This window comes from Mycobacterium senriense, assembly GCF_019668465.1.
Taxonomy (GTDB): domain Bacteria; phylum Actinomycetota; class Actinomycetes; order Mycobacteriales; family Mycobacteriaceae; genus Mycobacterium; species Mycobacterium senriense.
In genome coordinates, this window is record NZ_AP024828.1 from 378,534 (window position 1) to 401,649 (window position 23,116).

The following is a 23,116-nucleotide window of genomic DNA, read 5'->3' on the forward strand; positions in this document are numbered from 1 at the left end:
GAGGTAAAGTCAATACTCATGGGTCTGCGCGGTCTGGCCGACAAGGTGGCGATCGTCGTCGGTGGCGCCACCGGCATTGGTGCTGCGACGGCAGCCCGGCTGGCCGGCGAAGGCTGCCGGGTGGTCGTCGGTGACGTCGCGGCCGACGCCGCGGAGCAGACCGTCGCGGGCATCGTCGAGGCAGGCGGCACGGCCACCCACGTCGCCTTCGACCTCGCGGATCCCGCGTCGGTCTCCGGTCTGATCGATTCGGCCGCAACGACTTACGGTGGGGTTGATCTGCTGTTCAACGTCGGCGCGGATATGAGCACGATCCGTGCCGACAGCGATGTGGTCGACATCGACTTCGACGTGTGGGATCGCGTGATGGCCGTCAACCTGCGCGGCTACGTGGCCGCCATGAAATACGCGATCCCGAGAATGCTGGACCGCGGCGGCGGGGCGATTGTCAACATGTCCTCGGCGGCGGCGTTCCAGGGCGAGCCCGCGCGTCCGGCCTATGCCACCGCGAAAGCCGGCATCGGCGCGCTCACCCGGCATGTCGCGTCGCGATGGGGAAAGGACAACATCCGGTGCAACGCGGTCGCGCCCGGCTTCACCGCGACCGAGACCATCCGTTCGGTGCCGCAATGGCCGGACCTTCAGGCCGCCGCGCTCAGGCGCATCCGGGGGCCCCGCGTCGGCGATCCCGGCGACGTCGCCGCGCTGGTCGCCTTCCTGCTCTCGGCCGAGGGCGAATGGATCAACGGCCAGGTCGTCAACGTCGACGGCGGCACGGTGCTGCGTTGAGGACGGAGATGGCCACCGACAGATCACGCAGACGCAACGGCGACGAACGCCGCCGCGATCTGTGCGATGCGGCGATCCGGGTGCTGGCCGAGCACGGCTCGCGCGGACTGACGCACGGGCAGGTCGACCGCGTCGCAGGTGTGCCCGAGGGCACCACGTCGTACTACTACCGCACGCGTGCCGCCCTGCTGCGCGGCGTCGGCAAGCGCGTCGCGGAGATCGATGTGGCCAATCTGCAATCGGTGATCGACGAGCCGGTCGATCCGCGCTCCCCCTTCGCACATCTGGCGCGGCTCACCATGTTCCAGGCCGAGGGATCGGGACTCATGCTCAACAGGGCGCGCCACGAACTGCTGCTGGGCGCCGCACGCGATCCCGGCCTGGCCGAGACGTCGCAGGTGTTCGTCGCCCGGATCAACGGCATGGCCCGTGACGCCATCGCCCACCTGCAGCCGGACACTCGCCACCCGGCACTGCTGGCCGCGCAGACCACCGCCGTCACCACGTTCATCGCCGGTGTCTTCACCCGGCTGGCCGCCGGCGACCGCAACGTCGGGGACGCCGAGCAGCTCGGCCGCCTGCTGGAAGCGGTGGCCACCGCGGTATCGCTTGCGGCCCAGCGAACTTAAGCATCCGGCGAAAAAGCACTCCCTGGCCGGTCCATTGCGCATACCGTTAACGCCGGTTCGTGCGCCCACAGGAGGATTGGATGGACATGATACGTTTTGCCGCCGCAGGTCTGCTGGCGTTGGCGGGGCTGCTGACGATCGGCGTGGGCGTCAGCGGCGCCGACACGATTCAGACGGAGGGCAATTACCCGACGCGGGAGGCGTGTCAGAACGCCGGCCCGGGCGTCAAGGCCACCACGCCGGGGAGCTGGAACAACTTCTGGTGCGTTCCGGACCGGAACGTCAACGGCAACTGGAAGTTGGTTCTGAGCAACTGATCCGGCCGTCAGACGGGCACGCCCTTCCCGGTCCAAGCCGCTGAAATCACTTGTGTCACTGTGGTTTCAAGAGTATCTGATCGACGATTTTTGTCGGTGGGCTCCGATAGTTTCGGGGCATGAGTTCGGGCGGCATCATCGATCGGGACGCGATCACCGCGGCCTTCGATGCGCTCGATGCCGCAGTCGAGGGCGTAGCGGACCTGAGTTTTGACGCGCTGGCTCCCCGGGAATGCCTGGCGCTGTTGGAGCGCTCCGAAAGGGTGCGCCGACGGCTGCCGGTGGCCGAGCATAAGCTGATCAATCAGGTTGCGCGACAGGCCACCCCGGCCGAGCTGGGCGGCAAGCTGTCTCACGCGCTGGCCGAACGGATGTTGATCAGCCGCGCCGAGGCCGCGCGTCGCATCCGGGAGGCCGCCGATCTGGGACCACGGCAGGGGCTGACCGGGGAGCCATTGGCGCCGGCACTGGCGGGCACCGCCGCGAGGCAGCGGGCGGGACAGCTCGGGGCCGGCCACGTCGCCGTCATCCGCCGGTTCTGCCACCGGCTGCCCGGCTGGATCGACCAACTCACCCGCGAGCGCGCCGAAGCCGATCTGGCCAAGCAGGGCAGTCGATATCGGCCCGAACAACTGGACGCGCTGGCCGACACCCTGGCAGATTGCCTCAACCCCGACGGCACCTACCGCGACGAGGACCGGACCCGCCGCCGCGGGCTGACGCTTGGCAACCAACAGGCCGACGGCATGTCGCAATTGCGCGGCTGGCTCACTCCCGAACTGCGCGCCACCCTGGAAGCCGTGTTGGCCAAGCTGGCCGCACCGGGCATGTGCAACCCGTTCGACGAGACGCCGTGTGTTGACGGCGCACCCACCCAGGACGCCATCGACCGCGACCCGCGATCGGCCGCCCAGCGCAACCATGACGCACTCGGCGCCGCGCTACGCGCGCTGCTGGCCTCCGGCGAGCTGGGTCAGCACAACGGGCTGCCGGCCTCCATCGTCGTCACCACCACACTCAACGAACTGGAAGCTGCCGCAGGTAAAGGCCTCACCGGCGGCGGCACCATCCTGCCGATGAGCGACGTGATCCGCCTGGCCCGCCACGCCCGCCATTACCTGGCGATCTTCGACAAGGGCAAGGCGCTGGCGCTCTATCACACCAAACGACTCGCCTCCCCCGGACAGCGAATTGTGTTGTACGCCAAGGATCGCGGGTGCTCGGCCCCGGGCTGCACCGTGCCCGGCTACTACTGCGAGGTCCATCACGTCACCGACTACGCCACCTGCCACAGCACCGACGTCAACGATTTGACCTTCGCCTGCGGACCCCAACACCGCCTCCTGACACCCGGAGGCTGGACCACCCGCAAGAACGCCCGCGGTGACACCGAATGGATCCCGCCCCCGCACTTAGACCGAGGCCAACCGCGCATCAACACCTTCCATCACCCCGAGAAGCTGCTGCGCGATGGAGACGACGATGAGGCGGCGTAGCTGGAATGGTCCCATTTCCGGAATTTGAGAGGTTGTACCGAGGTCCTAACGTGACCACGACCAGACCGGAACTTTCGGCTCGTGGCCCCAACCACAGAGCACGAATAGCGCTGTCCTATCGGAAAATCGCAACGGGACGGGTGGCAAGAGCGGGCCACACGTCGAGGCTAAGCGGCGACGCTGGCGCTAGGAAGCCTTTACAGCGAAGTGGAGGTCGGGTGGCGAACCTACGAGAACTTCGCACTCAGGCCGCCCATGGGCCCACGCCACCGATTTTCTCGATCGTGATGTGAGTCAGGTACCCGGGGGGTGCGTCAGGCGGCGGGAACCCCGTACCGGGGCCGAAGATAGTCGTGGCGATCTCGTTGAGTACTTCGGGAGCACCGCCCTCCTCGACGCGCGCTGTGCCCCTGATCGACAGATAGGGCGTCTGTGGCCCGCTGCGGTCGGTGGACGCGATGGTCACCGCCACGCGGGGATCACGCCGGATGTTGCGGATCTTCTGATGCTCCTGCAGATGAGCGGTGACTAGCTCATCACCGCCGTCGGCTGTACTTTGCACCGTCACCCAAACCAGGCTGACTTGCGGGCTGCCATCGCGATTGATCGTGACAAGCGTGGCCGGGTCGGAACCGATCAGTTGGCGTGCGCTGTCGTTGAGCTTTGCGATGTTCATTGCGTTCTCCTGATTCGTCGTGTTTCCGGGCATCTCGGTTGTCTATCCATACGACGAAGAAGCTGTGCGCAATCCGACAGCCGGTCGTCGTGCTGCTGGCGACCAGCGAGGAACTACGGAAGCGGAGACGACGATGAGGCGGCGTAGCGGCTAGAGCAGCGCTACAGGATTTTCATCTGCTCGGGCTGCGGCTCGGCCGGCTCGAGCAACTGCGGACCGTTGTTGCGGACGTTGTTGACCAACGTCGACACCTCGCGCATCCGGATGGCGCGGACGTCGGGCGTGCGGGCCAGCAGCTGCTCGTCGATCGCGGCGTCCGGGTCCAGCCACCGGTCCCAGTCGCGCTGGGGCAGCACCAGCGGCATCCGATCGTGAATCTGCGCCAGCTCCCCCGGCGCATCGGTGGTGATGATCGTGCAGCTCAGCAACGGCGAAGCGTCCTTGGCCGGTTTCCAGACCGACCACAGGCCGGCCATGAACAGCGGCTCCCCGTCTTCGGAGTACATGAAGAACGGCGTCTTGCGGGTCTTCTTGCCGGCCGCGTCGTTCGAGTTGACCCGCCACTCGTAGTAGCCGTCCATCGGGATTAGGCAGCGTTTGGACTTGGCGCTGGTCCGGAAGGCGGGCGACGTGGTGACCTTGTTCGCGCGGGCGTTGATCAGCATCGGGCCCTTGGTGTCGGGCGCGCCGTCGGGGCCGGCCTTGGCCCACGGCGGCACCAAACCCCAGCGCATCAGCCGCACCCGCCGAGTCGGCTGGTCCTCGGGCTCGGAATGCCGGCTGACGACGGTCGCGATGGTCGAGGTCGGGGCGACGTTGTAGTTGGGGGCGCTCGAACCGGCGTCGGCACCGGTGGCCTCGTCAATCGCCTTGATCTTCTCGGCCAGCAGGGCCGGGTCGGTGGTCACCGCGAACCGTCCACACATGCATTCCATGGTGGCAGAAGCCGGCGACAGGCGATGATGGACCGATGAGTACGTGGACTGCCCCCTTGGCGTCGCAGCCGGTGCACGCGACCGTGACCGTTCCGGGTTCGAAGTCGCAGACCAACCGGGCCCTGGTGCTGGCGGCGCTGGCGGCCACCCAGGAACAGGGCACCCCGACGGTCAGCGGGGCGTTGCGCAGCCGTGACACCGACCTGATGATCGGGGCGCTGCGCACTCTGGGCTTACGTATCGAAGGTGACGAGACGGAGCTGACGGTCAGCGGTCGCGTCGCACCGGAGACGCCGGCGCAAGTCGATTGCGGCCTGGCCGGCACGGTGCTGAGGTTCGTGCCGCCGCTGGCGGCGCTCGCCGAGTCGGCGGTGGAGTTCGACGGCGACGAGCAGGCCCGGGCACGACCAATCGCGCCGCTGCTCGACGCGCTGCGCGGGCTCGGCGTCCGGATCGACGGCGCCGGTCTCCCGTTTCGGGTGTTGGGCGCCGGTTCGATCCCCGGCGGCACCGTGGAAATCGACGCCTCGGCCTCGTCGCAGTTCGTCTCGGGGTTGCTGTTGTGCGCGGCCTCGTTCGCCGAGGGCCTGACCGTGGAGCACACGGGTGCGTCGTTGCCGTCGGCGCCGCACATCGCGATGACGGTGGTGATGCTGCGTCAGGCCGGGGTTGACGTCGACGACTCCGTCACCAACCGCTGGACGGTGCGGCCCGGGCCGGTCGCGGCCCGGCACTGGGAGGTGGAGCCGGACCTGACCAACGCCGTTCCGTTCCTGGCGGCGGCGGTGGTCAGCGGCGGCACCGTGCGCATCACCGGCTGGCCGACCGAGAGCGTGCAGCCCGCCGAGAACATCCTGGCCGTCCTGCGCAAGATGAATGCCGATGTCACACAGAATGATTCGTTCCTAGAAGTACGCGGGTCCGGGGAGTACGGCGGCTTCGACGTCGACCTGCGCGCGGTCGGCGAGCTGACGCCGTCGGTGGCCGCCCTGGCGGCGCTGGCGACGCCCGGATCGGTATCCCGGCTCACAGGCATCGGTCATCTGCGCGGCCACGAGACCGATCGGCTGGCCGCGCTGAGCGCCGAGATCAACCGCCTCGGCGGCGATTGCGCGGAAACGCCCGACGGCCTGGAGATCACCGCGACGCCGCTGCGGGCCGGGGTGTGGCACGTGTACGCCGACCATCGGATGGCGATGGCGGGTGCGATCGTCGGGCTGCGGGTGGACGGGGTCGAGGTGAACGACATCGGCGCCACCGGCAAGACGTTGCCAGACTTTCCGCAACTGTGGGCCCGCATGCTGGAGCCCGGGGAAGAGCGCGGCATGTGAAGCCCGGCGACTACGACGAGTCGGACGTCAAGATCCGCTCCGGCCGGGGTTCCCGCCCGCGGACCAAGACCCGTCCCGAGCACGCCGACGCGAAGGCCGCGATGGTGGTCAGCGTTGACCGTGGCCGCTGGGGATGCGTGCTGGGGGGCGACGTCGATCGCCGGGTCACCGCCATGCGGGCGCGCGAACTGGGCCGCACCCCGATCGTGGTGGGCGACGACGTCGACGTGGTCGGCGACCTGTCCGGTCGGCCGGACACCCTGGCCCGCATCGTGCGTCGCGGCGAGCGACGAACGGTGTTGCGGCGCACCGCCGATGACACCGATCCGACCGAACGGGTGGTGGTCGCCAACGCCGACCAGCTGCTGATCGTGGTGGCGCTGGCCGACCCGCCGCCCCGCACCGGCCTGGTGGACCGGACGCTGATCGCCGCCTACGCCGGCGGTCTCACGCCAATTCTGTGCCTGACCAAGACCGACCTCGCCCCGCCGGAGCCGTTCGCCGAGCAGTTCATCGACCTGGACCTGACGGTGGTCGAGGCAGGCCGCGACGATCCCCTGCCCGCGGTGGCGGACCTGCTCGCGGGCAAGATCACCGTGCTGCTCGGGCATTCCGGCGTCGGCAAGTCCACCTTGGTGAACCGCCTGGTGCCCGATGCCGACCGCGCCGTCGGCGTTGTGACCGATATCGGCAGGGGACGGCACACGTCGACGCAGTCGGTGGCGCTGCCGTTGACCGAGCCGCTGGGCACCACCGGCTGGGTGATCGACACGCCGGGCATCCGTTCCTTCGGGCTCGCGCACATCCAGCCCGACGACGTCATGATGGCGTTCTCCGACCTGGCCGAGGCCATCGCGGACTGCCCGCGCGGCTGCGGGCACATGGGGCCGCCGGCCGATCCCGAGTGCGCGCTGGACACCCTGACCGGGCCCGCCGTGCGCCGCGTCGCCGCGGCCCGCCGGCTACTGGCCGCGCTCAATCAGACTTCTTAGCCAGCCGCATGCCGAGCTCATCGGGCGGCACCAGATGGCCTTCCGCGCAACGTATTTCGACGCTCGCCTCGGCGCCGCAGCCCAGGTGGATCAGCCGCAGCCGGTTGCGGCCCGGCAGATGACGCCTCCCCCATTCGAACATCGCCCACACCACCGGCATGAAGTCGATGCCGGCGTCGGTGAGCACGTACTCGTCGCGGCTGCGCTGCCCGGGCTCCTGATAACGCTGGCGCCGTAGCAGTCCCAGCTCGACCAGTTCGCTCAGCCGCGCCGAGGTGGCGGCCTTGGTGATGCCCACCCGGCGGGCGAAGTCGTCGAATCGGGTGGTGCCGTAGTACGCCTCGCGCATGATCAGCATCGCGGATTTGGTTCCGACGACCGCCATCGTCTTCTCGATCGCGCACTCGCCCACCGCCGACCAGGCGTCGCGGTCGGCCAGCGGTCCTTGCAGCAGTGTCATCTAAATCACCTCCGCACCTGGGTTGCTTTAAGCATACCGAGGTGTTTACCTGAATACAGTGATCTATACCTAGATCAGCCAGACTCGAGGAGGAGTCATGAACCGCGACGCCGTCATTGTCGGAGCCGTCCGCACCCCCATCGGCAAGGGCAAGGCCAGTGGCGCGCTGCACGACGTGTTGCCCGCCGATCTGCTGGCCCACAGCCTGCGCGAGCTGGTGGCGCGCACCGGCGTGGATCCGGCCCAAGTCGACGATGTCATCGCCGGCGCCGTCACCCAGGTCGGTGACCAGGCGGCCAACATCGCCCGTAATGCGCTGCTGGGCGCCGGTTTCCCGGAATCGGTTCCCGGTGTCACGATCGACCGGCAATGCGGCAGTAGCCAGCAGGCCATCAGCTTCGCCGCCCAGGGCGTGGTCGCCGGCGCCTACGACCTCGTGATCGCCGGTGGCGTCGAGTCGATGAGCCGCGTGCCGATGGGCACGCAGGTGCTGCCGGGCAGCAACCCGATGGGCGAGGACATGACCCGGCGCTACCCCGACGGCCTGGTCCCGCAGGGCATCAGCGCCGAACTGATCGCCGCGAAGTGGGGCTTCTCGCGCGTTCAGCTCGACGAGTTCTCGGCCGGCAGCCACGAGAAGGCGGCCCGCGCCACCAAGGAGGGGCTGTTCGACAACGAGCTCATTCCGATCGCCGGGCTGGCCACCGACGAAATCATCCGCCCCGGCACCACGGTCGAGACGCTAGCGGGGTTGCAGCCGGCGTTCTATAGCGATGCGGCCAAAGCCCGCTTCCCGCAGATTAATTGGGAGATCACGCCCGGTAACTCCTCGCCGCTGTCCGATGGCAGCGCCGCGGTGCTGATCGCCAGCAGGGAGGCCGCCGGCAAGCTGGGGCTGCGTCCGCTGGCGCGGATCCACACCGCCACCGTGGTGGGCTCCGACCCGCTGTACATGCTGACCGGCGTTATTCCCGCGACCGAGAAGGTCTTGCGCCGTGCGGGTTTGACGCTGGCCGACATCGACCTGTTCGAGGTGAACGAGGCGTTCGCGCCCGTCGTGCTGGCCTGGGCCCAGGACACCGGGGCGGATCTGGCCAAGACCAACGTCAACGGCGGCGCGATCGCGATCGGTCACCCGTTGGGCGCCAGCGGCGCTCGGCTGATGACGACTCTGGTCAACGCGCTGGAACAGCGTGGTGGACGGTACGGGCTGCAGACGATGTGTGAGGGCGGCGGCATGGCCAACGCCACCATCATCGAGCGGTTGGGCTGAGATCATGCAAGAGACGAAATTCGACGGCGTGCGGGTGCGCTATAACAGCGCCAAGAGCTACGACGAACTACGTGCCGCGTTGCTCGCCGACATCGGCGAGCAACCGGTGCCTATCAACGACATCGCGACGTCCACCGGCGATTGGCAGTCCTACCAGCAGCGCGTCGAATCCCACGTCGGCCCAAGCGGATTCATGCTGTTCGGCGTGGTAGACCACGGCGCCTGGATCCCCAAGGCCGGCATCGACCGCAAGGCGCTGCGCGTCATCCTCGGCAATCCGCTGATTGCCATCACCATGCTGCGCCACGACGTAACGGCCGGATTGTTCGCCCCGGTCGAGCTGCTGTTGCTCGAGGAGGACGACGGACACAGCAGCCTGACCTACGTCAAGCCGTCGTCGCTGATGGTCGTCGAACCCAATCCGGAATTGCTCAGCGCGGCAGAGAAACTCGACGTGAAATTGGCGGCGCTGGCCGCCAAGGTGACCGGCGACTAGTCGACTTCACAGGACGAGAACGGGTTCGCAGGCCCTGGTCACGACTTTGGAAGCGATTGGGCGCACGGCTAGCGTGGTCGAGCCACGCGACCAGGTGTGCAATGCCGCTCAATCATCACGCATCGGCCTTCACCACTTCGTCGGCGGCCGTGCCGTTCAAACAGGCATCCGGACCAGTCAAAGCGGGGCTGAACTTGAGAGCATCGACAAGTTCGTCGATGGCTGTTGGCCCGTGTCCACCCAGGACGGCCTGCGAGAAGCATGTTTCCAAATGGTTGTGCAGCATCACCCTGTTCGTTCGCTCTAGCGCGGACTGCACCGCAGAGATCTGCTTCATCACGTCGACACAGTAGGCGTCAGCTTCGAGCATGCGAACGATGGCGTCGAGATGACCCCGGACCGTCTTTAGCCGGTTGAGCGCCGCATGCTTTTTCGCAGTCAGTTCCTGCGCCATCAATCGCCTCCTTCCGGCAGCCATTGTCACCGACACCAATTGTCACCGACACCACCCCGACTGGGCTGCGCCGATTTCAACTCTACCCCACCCCTCCCCGGGAGGGGTAGCATGGCGGCAGTCGATCAAACTCACTCCAGGAGGCGAACCCATGCCTAGTTCGACCGATGCAGGAATTGAATCCAGCACACCCGCAGACACCCACCCCTCTGTCGAGCCGGTGGGCGGTGTCCAGCCGAGTCGCCTCAAGCAAGCGTTGGCATGGGTGGGCATCGTCAGTGGGGGCTTGTTCATTGCCGCGGCGATCTTCTTCTCCGGGTTCTTCCTGAGTTGGTGGGGCAACGGCGGTCACCACGCGGGGCCGGACAAGATGGACTGCTGTAGCCAGATGAAATCCGGGGAACACACGGCACAGGGCGCAATGACGGGGCCCGCGAACCAGAAGACGCCAAGCGGCCAGATGGGACCAGGTAGCCCGATGACACCCGGACCGATGATGCCCAGCATGACGATGGGTCCCGGCGGGATGGGCTCGGGGATGATGGGGCCGCGCTGAGCTGAAACCGCGCCCGGCGCCCACCATCATTCCCGGAGACACAGCTTCTCCCCTGTGGTGCCGGCCGGGCACAGGACACTGGAGCCGGAAGGCGCTGGGCCACTCGGGCGATGGCCGGTGCGCTGCGCCGCAGCCTGATCGGACGGATGACTCAGCGACTGCCGAGAGAGACCGCATCGAGACCCGAAATCGCCGCCTAATTGTCATCGATTGTGGCGCGAGGTTTTTCGGATGGACACCCTCGCCCGTCGTGCTGCCGCCGATTTTCACTGTTGACGGTGAATTATGTCGCCGATAGAGTCAACTACCTGATATCAACTACTTGACACTGCGGTCTAGGTAGGAGTCGCGCCATGGAATCACCGGAGCTTGCCCGCCCCTTTGCGCCGCACCGCCAACGTGCCTACATCGGTCTCCTTTCCGTCGTTGGGGTCGTCTTCATCTTCATGACCATCGCCGAGGCCACCAGGCTGCTGCCTCCGACGCTGACCGTGGATGTGGCGGCGAACCTGATCTTCGGCATCCCCGTATTGCTGCTGCCGCTCATCTTGTTCTGGAAGGCACGAGGTGAGCAGCAATCGCGTTTACAGCTAGCGTCGGAACTGACGCTGATCTACATACCTTTGACGGCAGGTAGCCAGCTGACATATGAGTTGCCGTTTCTGCTCGGCCACCCGTTCAACCTGTGGACTCTCACGACCGACCCCGGCTGGCGGTGGCTGTGGTGGCAATACGGCTTGGCCGACACCCGCTACCGCAGCAACGATCCCTGGATCTTCGGATTGGAATTCGCCGCGGTGCTCGTCGGCGTCGTGCTCACGATCTCGTGGTTGCGCCTGTTGCGCAAGGGTTTACCCGACGAGTCGCGGATCAAGAGTCTGTGGTTGGTGTTCTTCGGCATCACGGTCCTGCTCACCGGAACCGTCGTGTACTACGTCACCGAGATCCGGGCGGGCTTCAACGACATCGGTCAGGGAGCTTACGGCCTGTGGTTCAAGCTGGTCGGCGAGAACGTCCCCTACATGATCCTGCCGGTATTCGTGCTCTATGCCGTGTACCTTCAGGTCGATTACCTGACCAGACGCGCCGGAGCGACGGCACGCACGGCCGCATCTGTCAGCACCGGAACCGATTCCGCGGCATCCGTGCCCGCGTGATGCGTCAATCGGCAGCTACGGCTCGCACGAAGTTTGCGGTGAATGCCTCGCACGTAGTGTCCATGTCAGGCACATCGATCACAGCGGCGGCCGATAGCGCGGGTCGGCCAAGCATGTGCAGCAGCATCGGGCCCATCAGTTGCTGAATGAGCAACGGCGTGGGCGAATCGCGTAGCCGTCCTCGTTGCACTTGTGTATTCAGCCAGGTGCCAAGCACTTCCAGCATCCGCGGAATGGCGTGTTGGGCAAGTGTCTGGACGGTCGGGCTGGTGGGACGGGCGAACACCTCGGCGAGGATCGCCGGCGCGACCCGGGGTTCGCGACCCAGTGCTGTCGCCAGCGCCTGATACAGGCGCCGCACCGTAGCGGTCAGGTCGTCAGTGGCGGTGTCGAGGACATCCTCGAGATCAGGGATGGGACTGTGGTGTTCGAACACGATCCGCAGTAGTTCATCGCGACTGCCGAAGGCCATGTAGAGACTGTGCGCCGCACAGTCGGCACGCGCGGCGATGGCCTCCAAAGTCGCTGCTGCTAAACCGGATTCGCTGATCAACGCGGCCGCCGCAGCCAACGCCCGGGCCCGGACAGGCAACTGTCCACCTGGGTCCACCCCGACAGCGCGGACAGCCTCGTCCAACGCGGCCCGAGTGCCGCCAAGACGGCGCAGCAGAGTGCTACGCGAGATCCCAGCCTCACGCGCGATAGCCAGCACCGGCACATCGGCTACGTCCATGCCCCGCTTCTCGGCAGCCCGTAGTGCCGCCTGCACGAGTTCCTTGGCAACCGGGAGTTCCTCAACATCAGGGCGGCTGTCGAGCCTAGATGGCGCGGCAGTCATGCTATAAACTCCTCTGGAATTAGATACAAGCCGCAATTACTGTCTGTACCAGTTAGGTTAACACGGTGAGACGATGCTTCACCGCGATGTCGCCACCGCGCAGCTGAATGAGAACGGGACCCATGAAGAGGCTTTCGATCGGCCGCCGGCTCCAACGGTCCTGGGTCGTTCTGGTCGCGCTCATTGTGGTCGCCGCCGCGGGCTCGGGCGTCTATCGACTGCATCGCATCTTCGGCTCGAATAATGACACCTCGACCCCCGGCCCCATCGGCAACGACGTCAACTACAACCCAAAGCACATCACCTTGCAGGTGTTCGGCGACCCCGGAACGGTGGCCACCATCAACTATCTCGACATCAACGTGCAGCCGCAGAAGGTCATGAACGCACCCCTGCCGTGGTCGCTGCAGATGGTAACCACCCAGCCCGGGGCCTTCACCAACCTTGTGGCACAAGGCAATAGCAACACACTGGGCTGCCGCATCATCGTGGACGGCGAAGTCAAAGACGAAAGGACCGTCAACACCGTGAACGCGTACACGTTCTGCCTGGTGAAGTCCGCATGAGCGATCGTGACGAGCCGCGGCGCTCGGTACCGCGGATGCTGCTGCGGTTCTCGGTGCCAATCGCGGCTTTCTGGCTTGCCGTAGCGGTCGTCACCAATGTTTATGTGCCGCAACTGGAAAAGGTCGCCCAGGCACACAACGTGGCACAAAGCCCACAGGACGCACCGGCGCTGCTGGCCAGTAAACGCATCGGCAAGGTGTTCAAGCAATTCGATTCCGACAGCGCAGCGATGATCGTGTTGGAAGGCGATCAGCCGCTCGGAGCCGACGCACACCACTACTACGACGGCCTGATCAAGAAGCTCGCGCAGGACACCAAGCATGTACAGCACATCCAGGATTTCTGGGGGGACCCGCTGACCGCCTCGGGGTCCCAGAGCGACGACGGTAAGGCCGCCCTGGTGCAGGTGAACCTCGCCGGTAACCAGGGCCAGTCGCTCGCCAATCAGTCGGTAGATTCGGTGCGCGACATCGTGGCTCACTCGTCGCCGCCGCCGGGGGTGAAGGTGTATGTCACCGGCGCCGCCCCGCTGGTCACCGATCAGTTCGAGGTGGGCAGCAAAGGTACTTTGATGGTCACGTTGATCACCATCGCGGTGATCATAGTCATGCTGTTCTGGGTCTACCGTTCTCTGGTCACCGCGATTCTCGTGCTGTTCACGGTGATGATCGAGTTGACCGCGTCCCGCGGAGTCGTCGCCCTGTTGGCGAACTCCGGAATCATCGGGCTCTCAACGTACTCGACGAATCTGCTGACTCTGCTGGTGATCGCCGCCGGAACGGACTATGCGATCTTCATCCTTGGCCGCTATCACGAAGCACGCCATATCGGCCAAGATCGGCAGACCGCCTTCTACACGATGTACCGCGGGACCGCACACATCATCTTGGGCTCGGGTCTCACGGTCGTGGGCGCGGTGTTCTGTCTGCACTTCACCAGGCTTCCCTACTTTCAGACCATGGCCATTCCAGCTGCGACCGGCGTCCTTGTCGCGCTGGCAGCCGCATTGACCCTGGCGCCGGCGATTTTGGCCGTCGGCCGCCATTTCGGTCTGTTCGACCCCAAACGCGCGATGCGCACCCGCGGCTGGCGGCGCATCGGAACCGGCATCGTGCGCTGGCCCGGCCCCATCCTTGTCGCCACGGTCGCGGTGGCGCTGATCGGCCTGCTGGCACTGCCCGGATACACGACGAGCTACGACGCCCGCAAGTACATGCCCGCCGATTCGCCGGCCAACCTCGGCTACGCCGCCGCCGAGCGACATTTCGGCGAAGCCCGACTCAATCCCGAACTGCTGATGGTCGAGGCCGACCACGATATGCGCAATCCCGCCGACATGCTCGTCGTCGAACGGATCGCCAGAGCCATCTTCCACCTGCCCGGCATTCAGAAAGTGCAGGGGCTCACCCGGCCGCAGGGAACCCCAATCGTGCACACCTCGATACCGTTTCAGATCAGCGCGGGAAACGTCGGGAACATCGAGAACCTGCAGTACCAGAAAGACCGTGCAGACGACCTGCTCAAGCAGGCCGACCAGATACGCCACACCGTCGGCATCCTGAATCAGCAGTACGCACTGCAGAAGAACCTTGCCGCCTCTACCCACGACGAGACCCAAAGCTTTCATGACACCATCGGTACCATCAACGAACTGCGCGACGAGATCGCCGATTTCGACGACTTCTTGCGCCCGATTCGCAGCTATTTCTACTGGGAAAAACACTGCTACGACATCCCGGCCTGCTCGGCGATCAGAAACGTCTTCAACGCCATCGACGGGATCGACCAACTCAGCCAACAATTCACCACACTCACAGCGAGTCTGGACAAGCTGGATGCGGGCCAACAAAAACTCGTGACGCTGCTACCACCGCAGATCGCCGATCAGGAGAAAAATTTACGGCTGACGCTGTCCAACTACGCCACCAACTCGGGAATCAACGCCCAAACCCGGGCCAACACCGACACCGCGACCGCGCTGGGTCAGGCGTATGACGCCGCCAAGATCGACGACTCCTTCTTCCTGCCGCCCGAGGCCTTTGCCAACCCCGAGTTCCAACGCGGCCTGAAACTGTTCTTCTCCCCGGACGGCAAAGCCACCCAAATGATCATCACCCACGAGGGCGATCCCGCCACCCCACGCGGCATCGCCAGCATCGACCAGATCAGAAATGCGGCCAAAGACGCGGTGAAGGGCACCATATTGGCCGGCTCCCACATCTACCTTTCCGGCACCGCCGCGACCTATAAGGACATCCAAGAAGGGGCGACCTACGACCTGATGATCGCGGCAATGGCGGCGCTGAGCCTGATTTTCTTGATCATGTTGTTCATCACGCGAAGCCTGATCGCCGCGATCGTCATCGTGGGTACCGTCGCCCTGTCGCTGGGCGCCTCGTTCGGCCTATCGGTGCTGCTCTGGCAGGACATACTCGGCATCCAGTTGTACTGGATCGTGCTGGCGCTGGCCGTCATCCTGCTACTGGCGGTGGGATCGGACTACAACTTGTTGCTCATCTCCCGGTTCAAAGAAGAAGTCCACGCCGGAATCAATACCGGCATCATTCGCGCCATCGCCGGCAGCGGATCAGTGGTCACCTCCGCCGGCCTCGTGTTCGCGGCCACCATGGCCTCCTTCGTGTTTGCCGACCTACGCGTGCTCGGTCAGATCGGGACCACCATCGCGCTGGGTCTGCTGTTCGACACCCTGATCGTGCGCGCATTCATGACACCGTCCATCGCCGCGCTGCTGGGGCGCTGGTTCTGGTGGCCGCTGCGGGTGCGACCGCGCCCGGCCAGCACGATGCTGCGTCCCTACGGACCGCGCCCCGCGGTACGCCAGCTGCTGCTCTGGGAAGACGGAGACCCAGTGGTGACCCCTGACGGCGCCGTCACCACCCAAAGATAGGAGCGACGCATGGCCTTCGGTTTGTATAGCTTTCTCACCATAGTCGTTGCGGCGCTAGGACTTACGTTTATCGGCTGCGCGTTCCTGTTCATCAGTCGGTTAGAGGCTCGAAAGCCCGCCGCGTTGGGCGAAACAGTAGGCGCTCACAAAACGGTTCTAGCGAAACTCCGTAAGCGCCAACCCATGTCGCAGGACGAGCTCGACTACGCGCGCGAAATCGTTTCTGATTGCCGCTCACCGCTCGCCCTCGCGATACCGGCCACCCTGTTTTCAATGGCATGCTTCTATGTGTTCGGCTGTCTGCAGCAACTCCACGGTGCCCCACCGTCGATTCGGACATTCATCGGGGGGCTCCCCGCGATCGGCGCCACCAACCTGACCATGCAGCTGCTCAGGGTCGCGCGGCTGAAAGGGCGGCTCCAGGAGGCGATTGCCACCGCGCGCGTCGCCCGATGTGCTGACCAAGGCGTAGCCGGCCCGCCATTCATGTCTGGCTGATGTATGCACATTCCCTAAATTCTTTCCGAGGCCGGGGGTCACGGGCAGGGCCAGGATGGGCACATGGTTGCATGGTCACCCATGAGCGACGCCGACGCAGCATCGATCCGAGCTGCGCGAAGTGACTGGATCAGCGAGCACCTCGAGACGTATTTGTCTTCGGGTGGCGCGCGGGGCCACATCATGGATGTGAGCGCCGTCGGGGGTCGCGAACTGACCACGCACTGCCTGATCAAGGTTGTGGGTCGCAAGTCGGGGCAGAGCTATGTCAGACCGTTGATCTACGGCAACGTCGGCGGCGAAATCGTGATCGTCGCTTCCAAGGGAGGCGCCGACTCGCATCCGCAGTGGTACTTGAATGTCCGACAGAGCAACACGATCGGCGTTCAGATCGCCACCCAGGCATTCGAGGCCACTTGGCGGGAGCCCGAAGGCGAGGAACGCCACGAGGCATGGGCGTACATGGCTCACCTGTACCCGCCGTACCTCACCTACCAGAGGTCGACGAGTCGTCAGATCCCGCTGGTGATGTTGGCGCCCGTGCGGGCAATCGACGTCTTCTCTGCCGAGGACTTGGGGTAGCCGTCACTCGGCGATAGCAGAGACATCACCACTTGTGATGTGATAGGACGCGATCCATTCGTCCGCGCTGTCGCAGCCTCCGGAAGCGAAGAACACAATGACCGAACCGAGATCCACCACCTGCGCGATTGCCGGGGGTGGTCCCGCCGGAATGATTCTCGGCCTGCTGCTGGCTCGGGCCGGTGTCGAGGTCACCGTATTCGAGAAGCACGCCGACTTCCTTCGTGACTTTCGCGGTGACACCGTGCACCCGGTCACCTTGCGATTGCTCGACGAACTTGGGTTGTTCTCCCGCTTCGATGGGCTGCCGCACAGCAAGTTCAAAAAGGCCGAGTTTGAAATTAATGGACGCCAAGTCACTTTCGTCGACTTCGGCCGCCTGCGCCTACCCCATCGCTATATCGCGTTGGTGCCTCAATGGGATCTCCTCGACCTGCTCGCCGAGGCCGGCAAGGACGAACCAACGTTCACCCTGCGGATGCAGACCGAGGTTACCGGGCTGCTGCGCGACGGTGACACCATCACCGGTGTGCGCTACCAGGGACCCGACGGCCCCGGAGAACTGCGCGCCGACCTCACGGTGGGTTGCGACGGCCGTACCTCGACCGTGCGCCGCGAAGCCGGGCTGGCCGCGCGCGAGTATCCAGTCCCGTTTGATGTCGGGTGGTTTCGACTCGACGCCAAGGAGGAAGTGAAATATCAACTCACACCACGCACATCGCCGACCTTGACGCTGCTGCTGATACCGCGGGAAGGCTACTTCCAGGCCGGGTGCTTCCTGCCCAAAGGCGGCGAGCAACAATTGCACGCCCGCGGAATCGACACCTTTCGTGCTGAGGTAGCCGACCTGGTCCCCGAAGCCTCGGTGCAGAACCTCACATCGTGGGACGACGTCAAAGTTCTTGACGTTCGGGTGAACCGGCTCCGTCGTTGGTACCGGGAGGGACTGCTGTGTATCGGGGACGCCGCCCACGCGATGTCTCCGGCCGGCGGAGTCGGGATCAACCTTGCGATCGCCGACGCCGTGGCCGCGGCACGACTGCTGGCCGGCCCCCTGTTGGCGCATCGGCTCACCACCCGTGATCTGGGCGGCGTCCAGCGACGCCGATACCTCCCCGCGGCCGTGACGCAGACCGTGCAGCAGGCCGCGGCGCGATTCCTGATCCCCGTCGTCCTGCGTGGCGAGGTCAAGCCGCCGCCACCCATTGTCATCAACTCTGTCGCAAGGCTTTTCGGGTGGATTCCGTCGCTGGCGGCCGTCCCCGCCTATGCCATCGGCGTCGGCTTACTCCCGGAGCATGCTCCCCAGTTCGCACGCCGGAACTGATTCACGATGGACCTGCGCCTTCAGGGACCGTCTGGCCTCTCATTCGATACGTTCGACCCACTGAGCCCGTGACGGCCCCGGCTCGAAAGGGTCGCCGAAGTACTGGGTCTCGTGGACCACTTCCCCGCCCTCGAATTCCATGATGCTGACCGTATAGAACGGTTGCGCGTCATAGGTCAGGACGAGTTCACTGATCCAGAGGTCCGCGCCGCCGAGCATTCGTCGCACGGTGAACCGTTTCGTGTTCGGCTGGGCGGCGCGTGACGCATGGATGTTGGCCCGGCCCCGGATCCGTTCGCCCGATTGGGGATAGTCCAAAACCGCATCAGCTCGGTAGATTTCGTGTTCCGCCGCAAAGTCGTTGGCATCGGAGGCCGCCCAATGCCGCCGGAGCGCATTCCGCACGTCGTCATCACTCATGGCTATCCCTCTTCCCAGCGGATGCATCAACGCCGATCCCGCACCATAGCCCTCACAGCGGCCACCCGGGTTAACAACGCCTGAAGAGGTGTCACATGCGCTGACGCCGCCTTTACCGAGGTCTACCGCAGGCGTATCGTTCCGGCTGGCCGTTGGGACTTGCCAGGGAGGGACCGCTGATGAGTCGTGTCGCGGTGATCACCGGGGCGAGCCGGGGAATCGGCGCGGCGACCGCACTAGTCCTCGCGGAGCGCGGGTTTCGGGTGGTGGTCAACTACCGGTCCAGCGCCCAAGAAGCGGACGACGTGGTCAACGCCGCGACCTCGGCCGGGGGTGAGGCCGTCGCGATTCGGGCCGACGTCACCGAACCCGACGATGTCGCCGCGCTGGTCAACGAGACCAACGAAAAGTGGGGCCGTGTCGATGCGCTGGTCCACAACGCATTGATCCCCTACGACGTCACCTCGTTCGCGGATCTGAGCTGGGAGCACCTCGGCGGCAAGCTGGACCGGGAGCTGCACGCCGCCTTCCTGGTTACCAAAGCCGTTGTACCGGACATGATTTCCCGTAATTACGGCCGCCTGGTCTATCTCACCACAATATTGTCCCGGCGGCCCCGAGCCGGCATGATCACGGTGGGCACCGCGAAGGCGGCGATGGATCAGTTTGTCCGCTACGTCGCACTCGAGCTGGCGCCGCACGGAATCACCGCCAATCTGGTGTCGCCCGCCACGGTCGGCGATGCAACGGCGAACTCGCTGCTGGCGAGCGACGAGGTGCGTCAGCTGGGCGCCGCCAACCCGATGGGTCGCCTGGTCCGTCCCGACGAGGTGGCGAAGACGGTTGCCTTTTTGGCTAGTGAGGATTCCGGGTTCACCACCGGCCATTGCCTGGAGGTCAACGGCGGCCTCGCGATGAATTGACGGCGGGTCGCCGGGAAAGGGGTCGGCGTGCAGACCATCGATCTCGCTTACGTCGGGCGGGGCATCCACGAAGAGCTGGTCGCCCACGTGGCCGACCAGGAGGGCTATTACGAGGATGAAGATGTCCACGTGGCCATCCGCGACGGGGTTGGCTGGCCGGCAGAGCGACTGCGCCGCGGCGCGGTGATCGGCCTGGGCCGCACACTGTTGTCGCGGCTGACCGACGGGATCGATTGGAAAGCGGTCAGCGTCAACACCGATCGCCCGCTGTTCTGGTTTCTCGGCAACGCCGAGGTCACAACTATGGCGGACCTAGCCGGGCGGCGGCTGGCCGTCCATGCCGCCAGTAGCCCGCCCGGCACCTTCGCCCGGATCGTCCTGCGAAAGCATGGCCTGGACCCCGACCGCGACCTGGAGTGCGTGGTGCGGCATCCGGGTGACTACCAGATGGACCTGCGCCGGCTCCGGGACGGCTCGATCGATGCCGCCTACGTGGGCAGCACCCTGTCCCCCGAACAGGTCGCCGAGGAGGAGGGGTTTCACCCGCTGGCCTGGGTCGGCGATCACTTCCAGATCCCCACGGTGGGCGTCGCCGTCGACCCCGTGCACATCCCGCTGGACAGCGCCGCGCTGCGGTCCCTGTTGCGGGCCAATGAACGGGCGCTGCGTACCCTTGCCGAACGACCCAGCCTCGCAGTCGATTACATCAACTGGTTCCTCGACCGGCTCACCCGTGATGAAGCGGAGCGCTACTACGAGCGCTACGTCGGGCCGTACTTCCTCCCCGGCCGCGAGGTGGACCCGCTCGTCGCGCAGCGATCGCTCAACGCGGTCGCCGACGAACTCGGTGTCGCCTCAACAGCCGCAGCGGACTTTTATCAGACCGGCTAGCCGACGCAGTTAGCCGCGGTAATCAGGCCGCCAGGCCTTCGCCGGCAGGGCGTGCCACTGCCGTCCGCTTCCCGCGCCGCCAACCACGCACCGCTGCGATCGCGGACTTCAGGCCGCGGCGGCGGCCGGTGGCCGGGTCGGTGCCCAGGAAGCCGGGCTCGAGCTCGGCGAACATCCGCTCGCTGCGGGTCTCCGGCGCATTGTCGGCGTCGTCGCGCAGGTACTTGTTCGGCAGCGAGAGCTTGGCCAGCGTGCGCCACGTCTTGGCGTACTGGAACAGGAAAGAGCCTGTGGTGTAAGGCAAGTCGTACTTGTCGCACACCTCGCGCACCCGCACCGAGATCTCGGCGTACCGGTTGCTCGGCAGATCGGGGAACAGGTGATGTTCGATCTGATGGCACAGGTTGCCGCTCATGAACCGCAGCGCCGGCCCGGCCTCGAAATTGGCGCTGCCCAGCATCTGCCTCAGATACCACTGCCCCTTGGACTCGCCGATCATGTCCGTCTTGGTGAATTTCTCTGCGCCGTCAGGGAAATGGCCGCAGAAGATCACCGCGTTGGCCCACACGTTGCGGATCACGTTGGCTGTTGCGTTGGCCGTCAGGGTCGACCGGTAGGTCGCCCCGGGTGACAACGAGGTCAGCGCCGGGAACGCGACATAGTCCTTGAGCACCTGCCGCCCCGCCTTGGCCAAGAACTCGTCGACCCGCTGTCGGGCTTCGTCGTTGTCCATGCGGTGCTTTGCGATCTTGCCGAGCTCCACATGCTGCAGGCCCACTCCCCACTCGAAGAGCAGTGCGAGCAGGGTGTTGTACACCAGGTTGAAGATGTTGAAGCGCTTCCAGCGCTGGTCGCGGGTGACGCGCAGCAGGCCGTAGCCCACGTCGTCGTCCATCCCGAGGATGTTCGTGTACTTGTGGTGCACGAAGTTGTGGGTGTAGCGCCAGTGCTTGGACGACCCGCTCATGTCCCACTCCCACGCCGAGGAGTGAATCTCTGGGTCGTTCATCCAGTCCCACTGGCCGTGCATGACGTTGTGGCCGATCTCCATGTTCTCGACGATCTTGGCCACGCCCAGGGTGACGGTCCCCGCCCACCAGGCCGAGCGCCGCGAGCTGGCGGCCAGCAGCAGTCGGCCGGTCACCTCCAGCGCGCGCTGGGCCGCGATGGTGCGGCGGATGTAGCGAGCGTCCCGCTCGCCGCGTGAGTCTTCTACGTCCTGGCGGATGGCATCGAGCTCAACGGCCAGGTTTTCGATATCGGCATCCGTCAGATGGGCGAATACGTCGACGTCGGTGATTGCCATCGTCGTGATCTCCCTGCGGTCGATTGTCGGTCTTAACGTGTTCCAGACCTACGCTATCGTAACCTACGAAGCCGTAGGTTACCTATGAGTAGCCTTTAAATGTCGAGCACGCAATCGCCGGAAGCCGCGGACACGCAGGTCTGCACCCGAGTCCCCGGGTCGTGCTCCTGGCCGGTGCGCAGATCGCGAACGTGACCCTCGACGAGGCCGACCACACACGACTGGCAGATCCCCATGCGGCACCCGAAGGGCATCTGCACGCCGACACTTTCGCCCGCGTCCATCAGCGACGTCGCCGCGTCGGCGTCAGCGGTGCGTCCGGTTCGGGCGAAGGTGACGGTGCCGCCGGCGCCGGCGGGCGCGGCCTTGGACACCGCGAACCGCTCGAGGTGCAAGCGCTCACCGATACCTGCGGCCGTCCATACCCGCTCGGCCTCGGCGAGCATGCCTTCCGGACCACAGGCCCAGGTCTGGCGTTCGCGCCAGTCCGGCACCTCCTGGTCCAGCACGGAAAGGTCCAGCCGGCCCTGGGCGCGCGTCTCGCGCAGCCGCATCCGATAGCCGGGGTGCTCGGCGGCCAGCGCGGACAACTCTGCGCGAAACATGACGTCGGACTGGGTAGGTGCCGAGTGCAGATGGGCAATGTCGCCGATTTGGTTGCGGCGCACCAGGGTTCGCAGCATCGATATCACCGGCGTGATCCCCGAGCCGGCGGTGAGGAACAGGATCGACGCGGGAGCCGGATCGGGCAGCACGAAGTTGCCCTGCGGCGCGGCCAGCCGGACGATGGTGCCCGGCTCGACACCGGCAACCAGGTGCGACGACAGGAAGCCCTCCGGCATCGCCTTCACGGTGATGGTCACGGTGCGCGCCGAACCGGAGTCGGGGCGCGAGCCTCCGCCGGCCGGGGCCGAGGTGAGCGAGTACGACCGCCAGCGCCAGCGACCGTCCATCAGCAGTCCGATGCCGATGTACTGGCCCGGCTGGTAGTCGAAGTTGAAGCCCCAGCCCGGCTTGATGACCAGCGTCGCGGAATCTTCCGTCTCGCGGCGCACCTGCAGGATGCGGCCCCGCAGTTCACGCGCCGACCAGAGCGGGTTGGCCAGGTGCAGATAGTCATCGGGCAACAGCGGCGTCGTGATGCGTGCGGCGAGCTTGCGCAGCGCATGCCAGCCGGGGTGCCGGTCAGCGCCGGCGACAACGGGTCGCCTGGTGTCGACAACGTTGCCCGTGATCGATGGGTTACGTCTGCCCAGGGGAAGCTCCTGCTCACGATGCGGCGTGTGGCTTGCGCT

The 23,116-nt window shown here is 65.7% G+C and carries 25 protein-coding genes; 17 read left to right on the forward strand and 8 right to left on the reverse strand.

Annotated elements, in window-relative coordinates; all coding sequences use genetic code 11:
• Positions 1-18: 18 nt before the first annotated feature.
• The 4 genes from MTY59_RS01840 to MTY59_RS01855 all read left to right on the forward strand — a co-directional run bounded on the left by MTY59_RS01840 (position 19) and on the right by MTY59_RS01855 (position 3,231).
• Positions 19-789 carry an SDR family NAD(P)-dependent oxidoreductase gene (locus MTY59_RS01840; protein WP_221044167.1) on the forward strand — a complete coding sequence of 257 codons (771 nt, stop codon included), beginning with the start codon at positions 19-21 and terminating at the stop codon, positions 787-789.
• A gap of 8 nt (positions 790-797) precedes the next feature.
• Positions 798-1,418: a TetR/AcrR family transcriptional regulator gene (locus MTY59_RS01845; protein WP_221044168.1), complete on the forward strand. Its 621-nt coding sequence runs from the start codon at positions 798-800 to the stop codon at positions 1,416-1,418.
• Positions 1,419-1,498: 80 nt separating this feature from the next.
• On the forward strand, positions 1,499-1,735 hold the full coding sequence (locus tag MTY59_RS01850) for a hypothetical protein (protein ID WP_221044169.1): 237 nt from the start codon (positions 1,499-1,501) through the stop codon (positions 1,733-1,735).
• 119 nt (positions 1,736-1,854) lie between these two features.
• A complete protein-coding gene (locus MTY59_RS01855; protein WP_221044170.1) occupies positions 1,855-3,231 on the forward strand; it encodes an HNH endonuclease signature motif containing protein in 1,377 nt (458 codons plus the stop codon).
• A gap of 244 nt (positions 3,232-3,475) precedes the next feature.
• Here MTY59_RS01855 and MTY59_RS01860 read toward each other — a convergent pair whose 3' ends face one another.
• Both MTY59_RS01860 and MTY59_RS01865 read right to left on the reverse strand, forming a co-directional pair.
• Complete coding sequence (locus MTY59_RS01860; protein WP_221046210.1) at positions 3,476-3,907, reverse strand: PPOX class F420-dependent oxidoreductase; 432 nt, start codon at positions 3,905-3,907, stop codon at positions 3,476-3,478.
• Positions 3,908-4,068: 161 nt separating this feature from the next.
• The gene (locus tag MTY59_RS01865) at positions 4,069-4,833 is read right to left on the reverse strand and encodes an SOS response-associated peptidase (RefSeq protein ID WP_221044171.1); all 765 of its coding nucleotides are present in this window, start codon (positions 4,831-4,833) and stop codon (positions 4,069-4,071) included.
• 44 nt (positions 4,834-4,877) lie between these two features.
• Between MTY59_RS01865 and aroA the strand changes: the two genes are divergently transcribed.
• Both aroA and rsgA read left to right on the forward strand, forming a co-directional pair.
• Positions 4,878-6,173 carry a 3-phosphoshikimate 1-carboxyvinyltransferase gene (gene aroA / locus MTY59_RS01870; RefSeq protein ID WP_221044172.1) on the forward strand — a complete coding sequence of 432 codons (1,296 nt, stop codon included), beginning with the start codon at positions 4,878-4,880 and terminating at the stop codon, positions 6,171-6,173.
• Positions 6,170-7,165, forward strand: coding sequence for a ribosome small subunit-dependent GTPase A (rsgA, locus tag MTY59_RS01875; RefSeq protein ID WP_221044173.1), 996 nt, complete (start codon positions 6,170-6,172; stop codon positions 7,163-7,165). The genes aroA and rsgA overlap by 4 nt, the downstream gene beginning before the upstream one ends.
• Here the strand turns inward: rsgA and MTY59_RS01880 are convergent.
• On the reverse strand, positions 7,149-7,625 hold the full coding sequence (locus MTY59_RS01880; RefSeq protein WP_221044174.1) for a winged helix-turn-helix transcriptional regulator: 477 nt from the start codon (positions 7,623-7,625) through the stop codon (positions 7,149-7,151). The two genes, rsgA and MTY59_RS01880, sit on opposite strands and share 17 nt — an antisense overlap.
• 97 nt (positions 7,626-7,722) lie before the next feature.
• Between MTY59_RS01880 and MTY59_RS01885 the strand changes: the two genes are divergently transcribed.
• Both MTY59_RS01885 and MTY59_RS01890 read left to right on the forward strand, forming a co-directional pair.
• On the forward strand, positions 7,723-8,898 hold the full coding sequence (locus tag MTY59_RS01885; RefSeq protein ID WP_221044175.1) for a thiolase family protein: 1,176 nt from the start codon (positions 7,723-7,725) through the stop codon (positions 8,896-8,898).
• Positions 8,899-8,902: 4 nt separating this feature from the next.
• The gene (locus MTY59_RS01890; protein ID WP_221044176.1) at positions 8,903-9,394 is read left to right on the forward strand and encodes a DUF302 domain-containing protein; all 492 of its coding nucleotides are present in this window, start codon (positions 8,903-8,905) and stop codon (positions 9,392-9,394) included.
• A gap of 115 nt (positions 9,395-9,509) precedes the next feature.
• Here MTY59_RS01890 and MTY59_RS01895 read toward each other — a convergent pair whose 3' ends face one another.
• Positions 9,510-9,848 carry a metal-sensitive transcriptional regulator gene (locus MTY59_RS01895; RefSeq protein ID WP_221044177.1) on the reverse strand — a complete coding sequence of 113 codons (339 nt, stop codon included), beginning with the start codon at positions 9,846-9,848 and terminating at the stop codon, positions 9,510-9,512.
• Between the two features lie 151 nt (positions 9,849-9,999).
• On the opposite strand from MTY59_RS01895, the gene MTY59_RS01900 reads away from it, so the two are divergent.
• Both MTY59_RS01900 and MTY59_RS01905 read left to right on the forward strand, forming a co-directional pair.
• The gene (locus MTY59_RS01900) at positions 10,000-10,404 is read left to right on the forward strand and encodes a hypothetical protein (RefSeq protein WP_221044178.1); all 405 of its coding nucleotides are present in this window, start codon (positions 10,000-10,002) and stop codon (positions 10,402-10,404) included.
• 353 nt (positions 10,405-10,757) lie between these two features.
• The gene (locus MTY59_RS01905; protein ID WP_221044179.1) at positions 10,758-11,561 is read left to right on the forward strand and encodes an emopamil-binding protein; all 804 of its coding nucleotides are present in this window, start codon (positions 10,758-10,760) and stop codon (positions 11,559-11,561) included.
• A 4-nt stretch (positions 11,562-11,565) separates the two neighbouring features.
• On the opposite strand, the gene MTY59_RS01910 is transcribed toward MTY59_RS01905, so the two are convergent.
• On the reverse strand, positions 11,566-12,399 hold the full coding sequence (locus MTY59_RS01910) for a TetR family transcriptional regulator (protein ID WP_221044180.1): 834 nt from the start codon (positions 12,397-12,399) through the stop codon (positions 11,566-11,568).
• Between the two features lie 122 nt (positions 12,400-12,521).
• Between MTY59_RS01910 and MTY59_RS01915 the strand changes: the two genes are divergently transcribed.
• The 5 genes from MTY59_RS01915 to MTY59_RS01935 all read left to right on the forward strand — a co-directional run bounded on the left by MTY59_RS01915 (position 12,522) and on the right by MTY59_RS01935 (position 18,281).
• The gene (locus tag MTY59_RS01915; RefSeq protein ID WP_221044181.1) at positions 12,522-12,965 is read left to right on the forward strand and encodes an MmpS family transport accessory protein; all 444 of its coding nucleotides are present in this window, start codon (positions 12,522-12,524) and stop codon (positions 12,963-12,965) included.
• A complete protein-coding gene (locus MTY59_RS01920) occupies positions 12,962-15,874 on the forward strand; it encodes an MMPL/RND family transporter (RefSeq protein ID WP_221044182.1) in 2,913 nt (970 codons plus the stop codon). The genes MTY59_RS01915 and MTY59_RS01920 overlap by 4 nt, the downstream gene beginning before the upstream one ends.
• 9 nt (positions 15,875-15,883) lie before the next feature.
• Positions 15,884-16,372 (forward strand): hypothetical protein, encoded by a 489-nt coding sequence (locus MTY59_RS01925; protein ID WP_250160696.1) that lies wholly within the window; start codon positions 15,884-15,886, stop codon positions 16,370-16,372.
• Positions 16,373-16,453: 81 nt separating this feature from the next.
• On the forward strand, positions 16,454-16,954 hold the full coding sequence (locus tag MTY59_RS01930; RefSeq protein ID WP_221044183.1) for a nitroreductase/quinone reductase family protein: 501 nt from the start codon (positions 16,454-16,456) through the stop codon (positions 16,952-16,954).
• A gap of 97 nt (positions 16,955-17,051) precedes the next feature.
• Entirely contained in the window at positions 17,052-18,281 is a 1,230-nt protein-coding gene (locus MTY59_RS01935) for an FAD-dependent oxidoreductase (protein WP_221044184.1), read from the forward strand.
• 39 nt (positions 18,282-18,320) lie between these two features.
• Here MTY59_RS01935 and MTY59_RS01940 read toward each other — a convergent pair whose 3' ends face one another.
• Complete coding sequence (locus MTY59_RS01940; RefSeq protein WP_221044185.1) at positions 18,321-18,728, reverse strand: nuclear transport factor 2 family protein; 408 nt, start codon at positions 18,726-18,728, stop codon at positions 18,321-18,323.
• A 152-nt stretch (positions 18,729-18,880) separates the two neighbouring features.
• Between MTY59_RS01940 and MTY59_RS01945 the strand changes: the two genes are divergently transcribed.
• Both MTY59_RS01945 and MTY59_RS01950 read left to right on the forward strand, forming a co-directional pair.
• Positions 18,881-19,624 carry an SDR family NAD(P)-dependent oxidoreductase gene (locus tag MTY59_RS01945; protein WP_221044186.1) on the forward strand — a complete coding sequence of 248 codons (744 nt, stop codon included), beginning with the start codon at positions 18,881-18,883 and terminating at the stop codon, positions 19,622-19,624.
• 27 nt (positions 19,625-19,651) lie between these two features.
• Entirely contained in the window at positions 19,652-20,515 is an 864-nt protein-coding gene (locus MTY59_RS01950; protein ID WP_221044187.1) for an ABC transporter substrate-binding protein, read from the forward strand.
• 22 nt (positions 20,516-20,537) lie between these two features.
• Here MTY59_RS01950 and MTY59_RS01955 read toward each other — a convergent pair whose 3' ends face one another.
• Positions 20,538-21,821: a fatty acid desaturase family protein gene (locus MTY59_RS01955; protein WP_221044188.1), complete on the reverse strand. Its 1,284-nt coding sequence runs from the start codon at positions 21,819-21,821 to the stop codon at positions 20,538-20,540.
• Positions 21,822-21,916: 95 nt separating this feature from the next.
• Positions 21,917-23,077 (reverse strand): ferredoxin reductase, encoded by a 1,161-nt coding sequence (locus tag MTY59_RS01960; RefSeq protein ID WP_221046211.1) that lies wholly within the window; start codon positions 23,075-23,077, stop codon positions 21,917-21,919.
• Positions 23,078-23,116 lie beyond the last annotated feature (39 nt).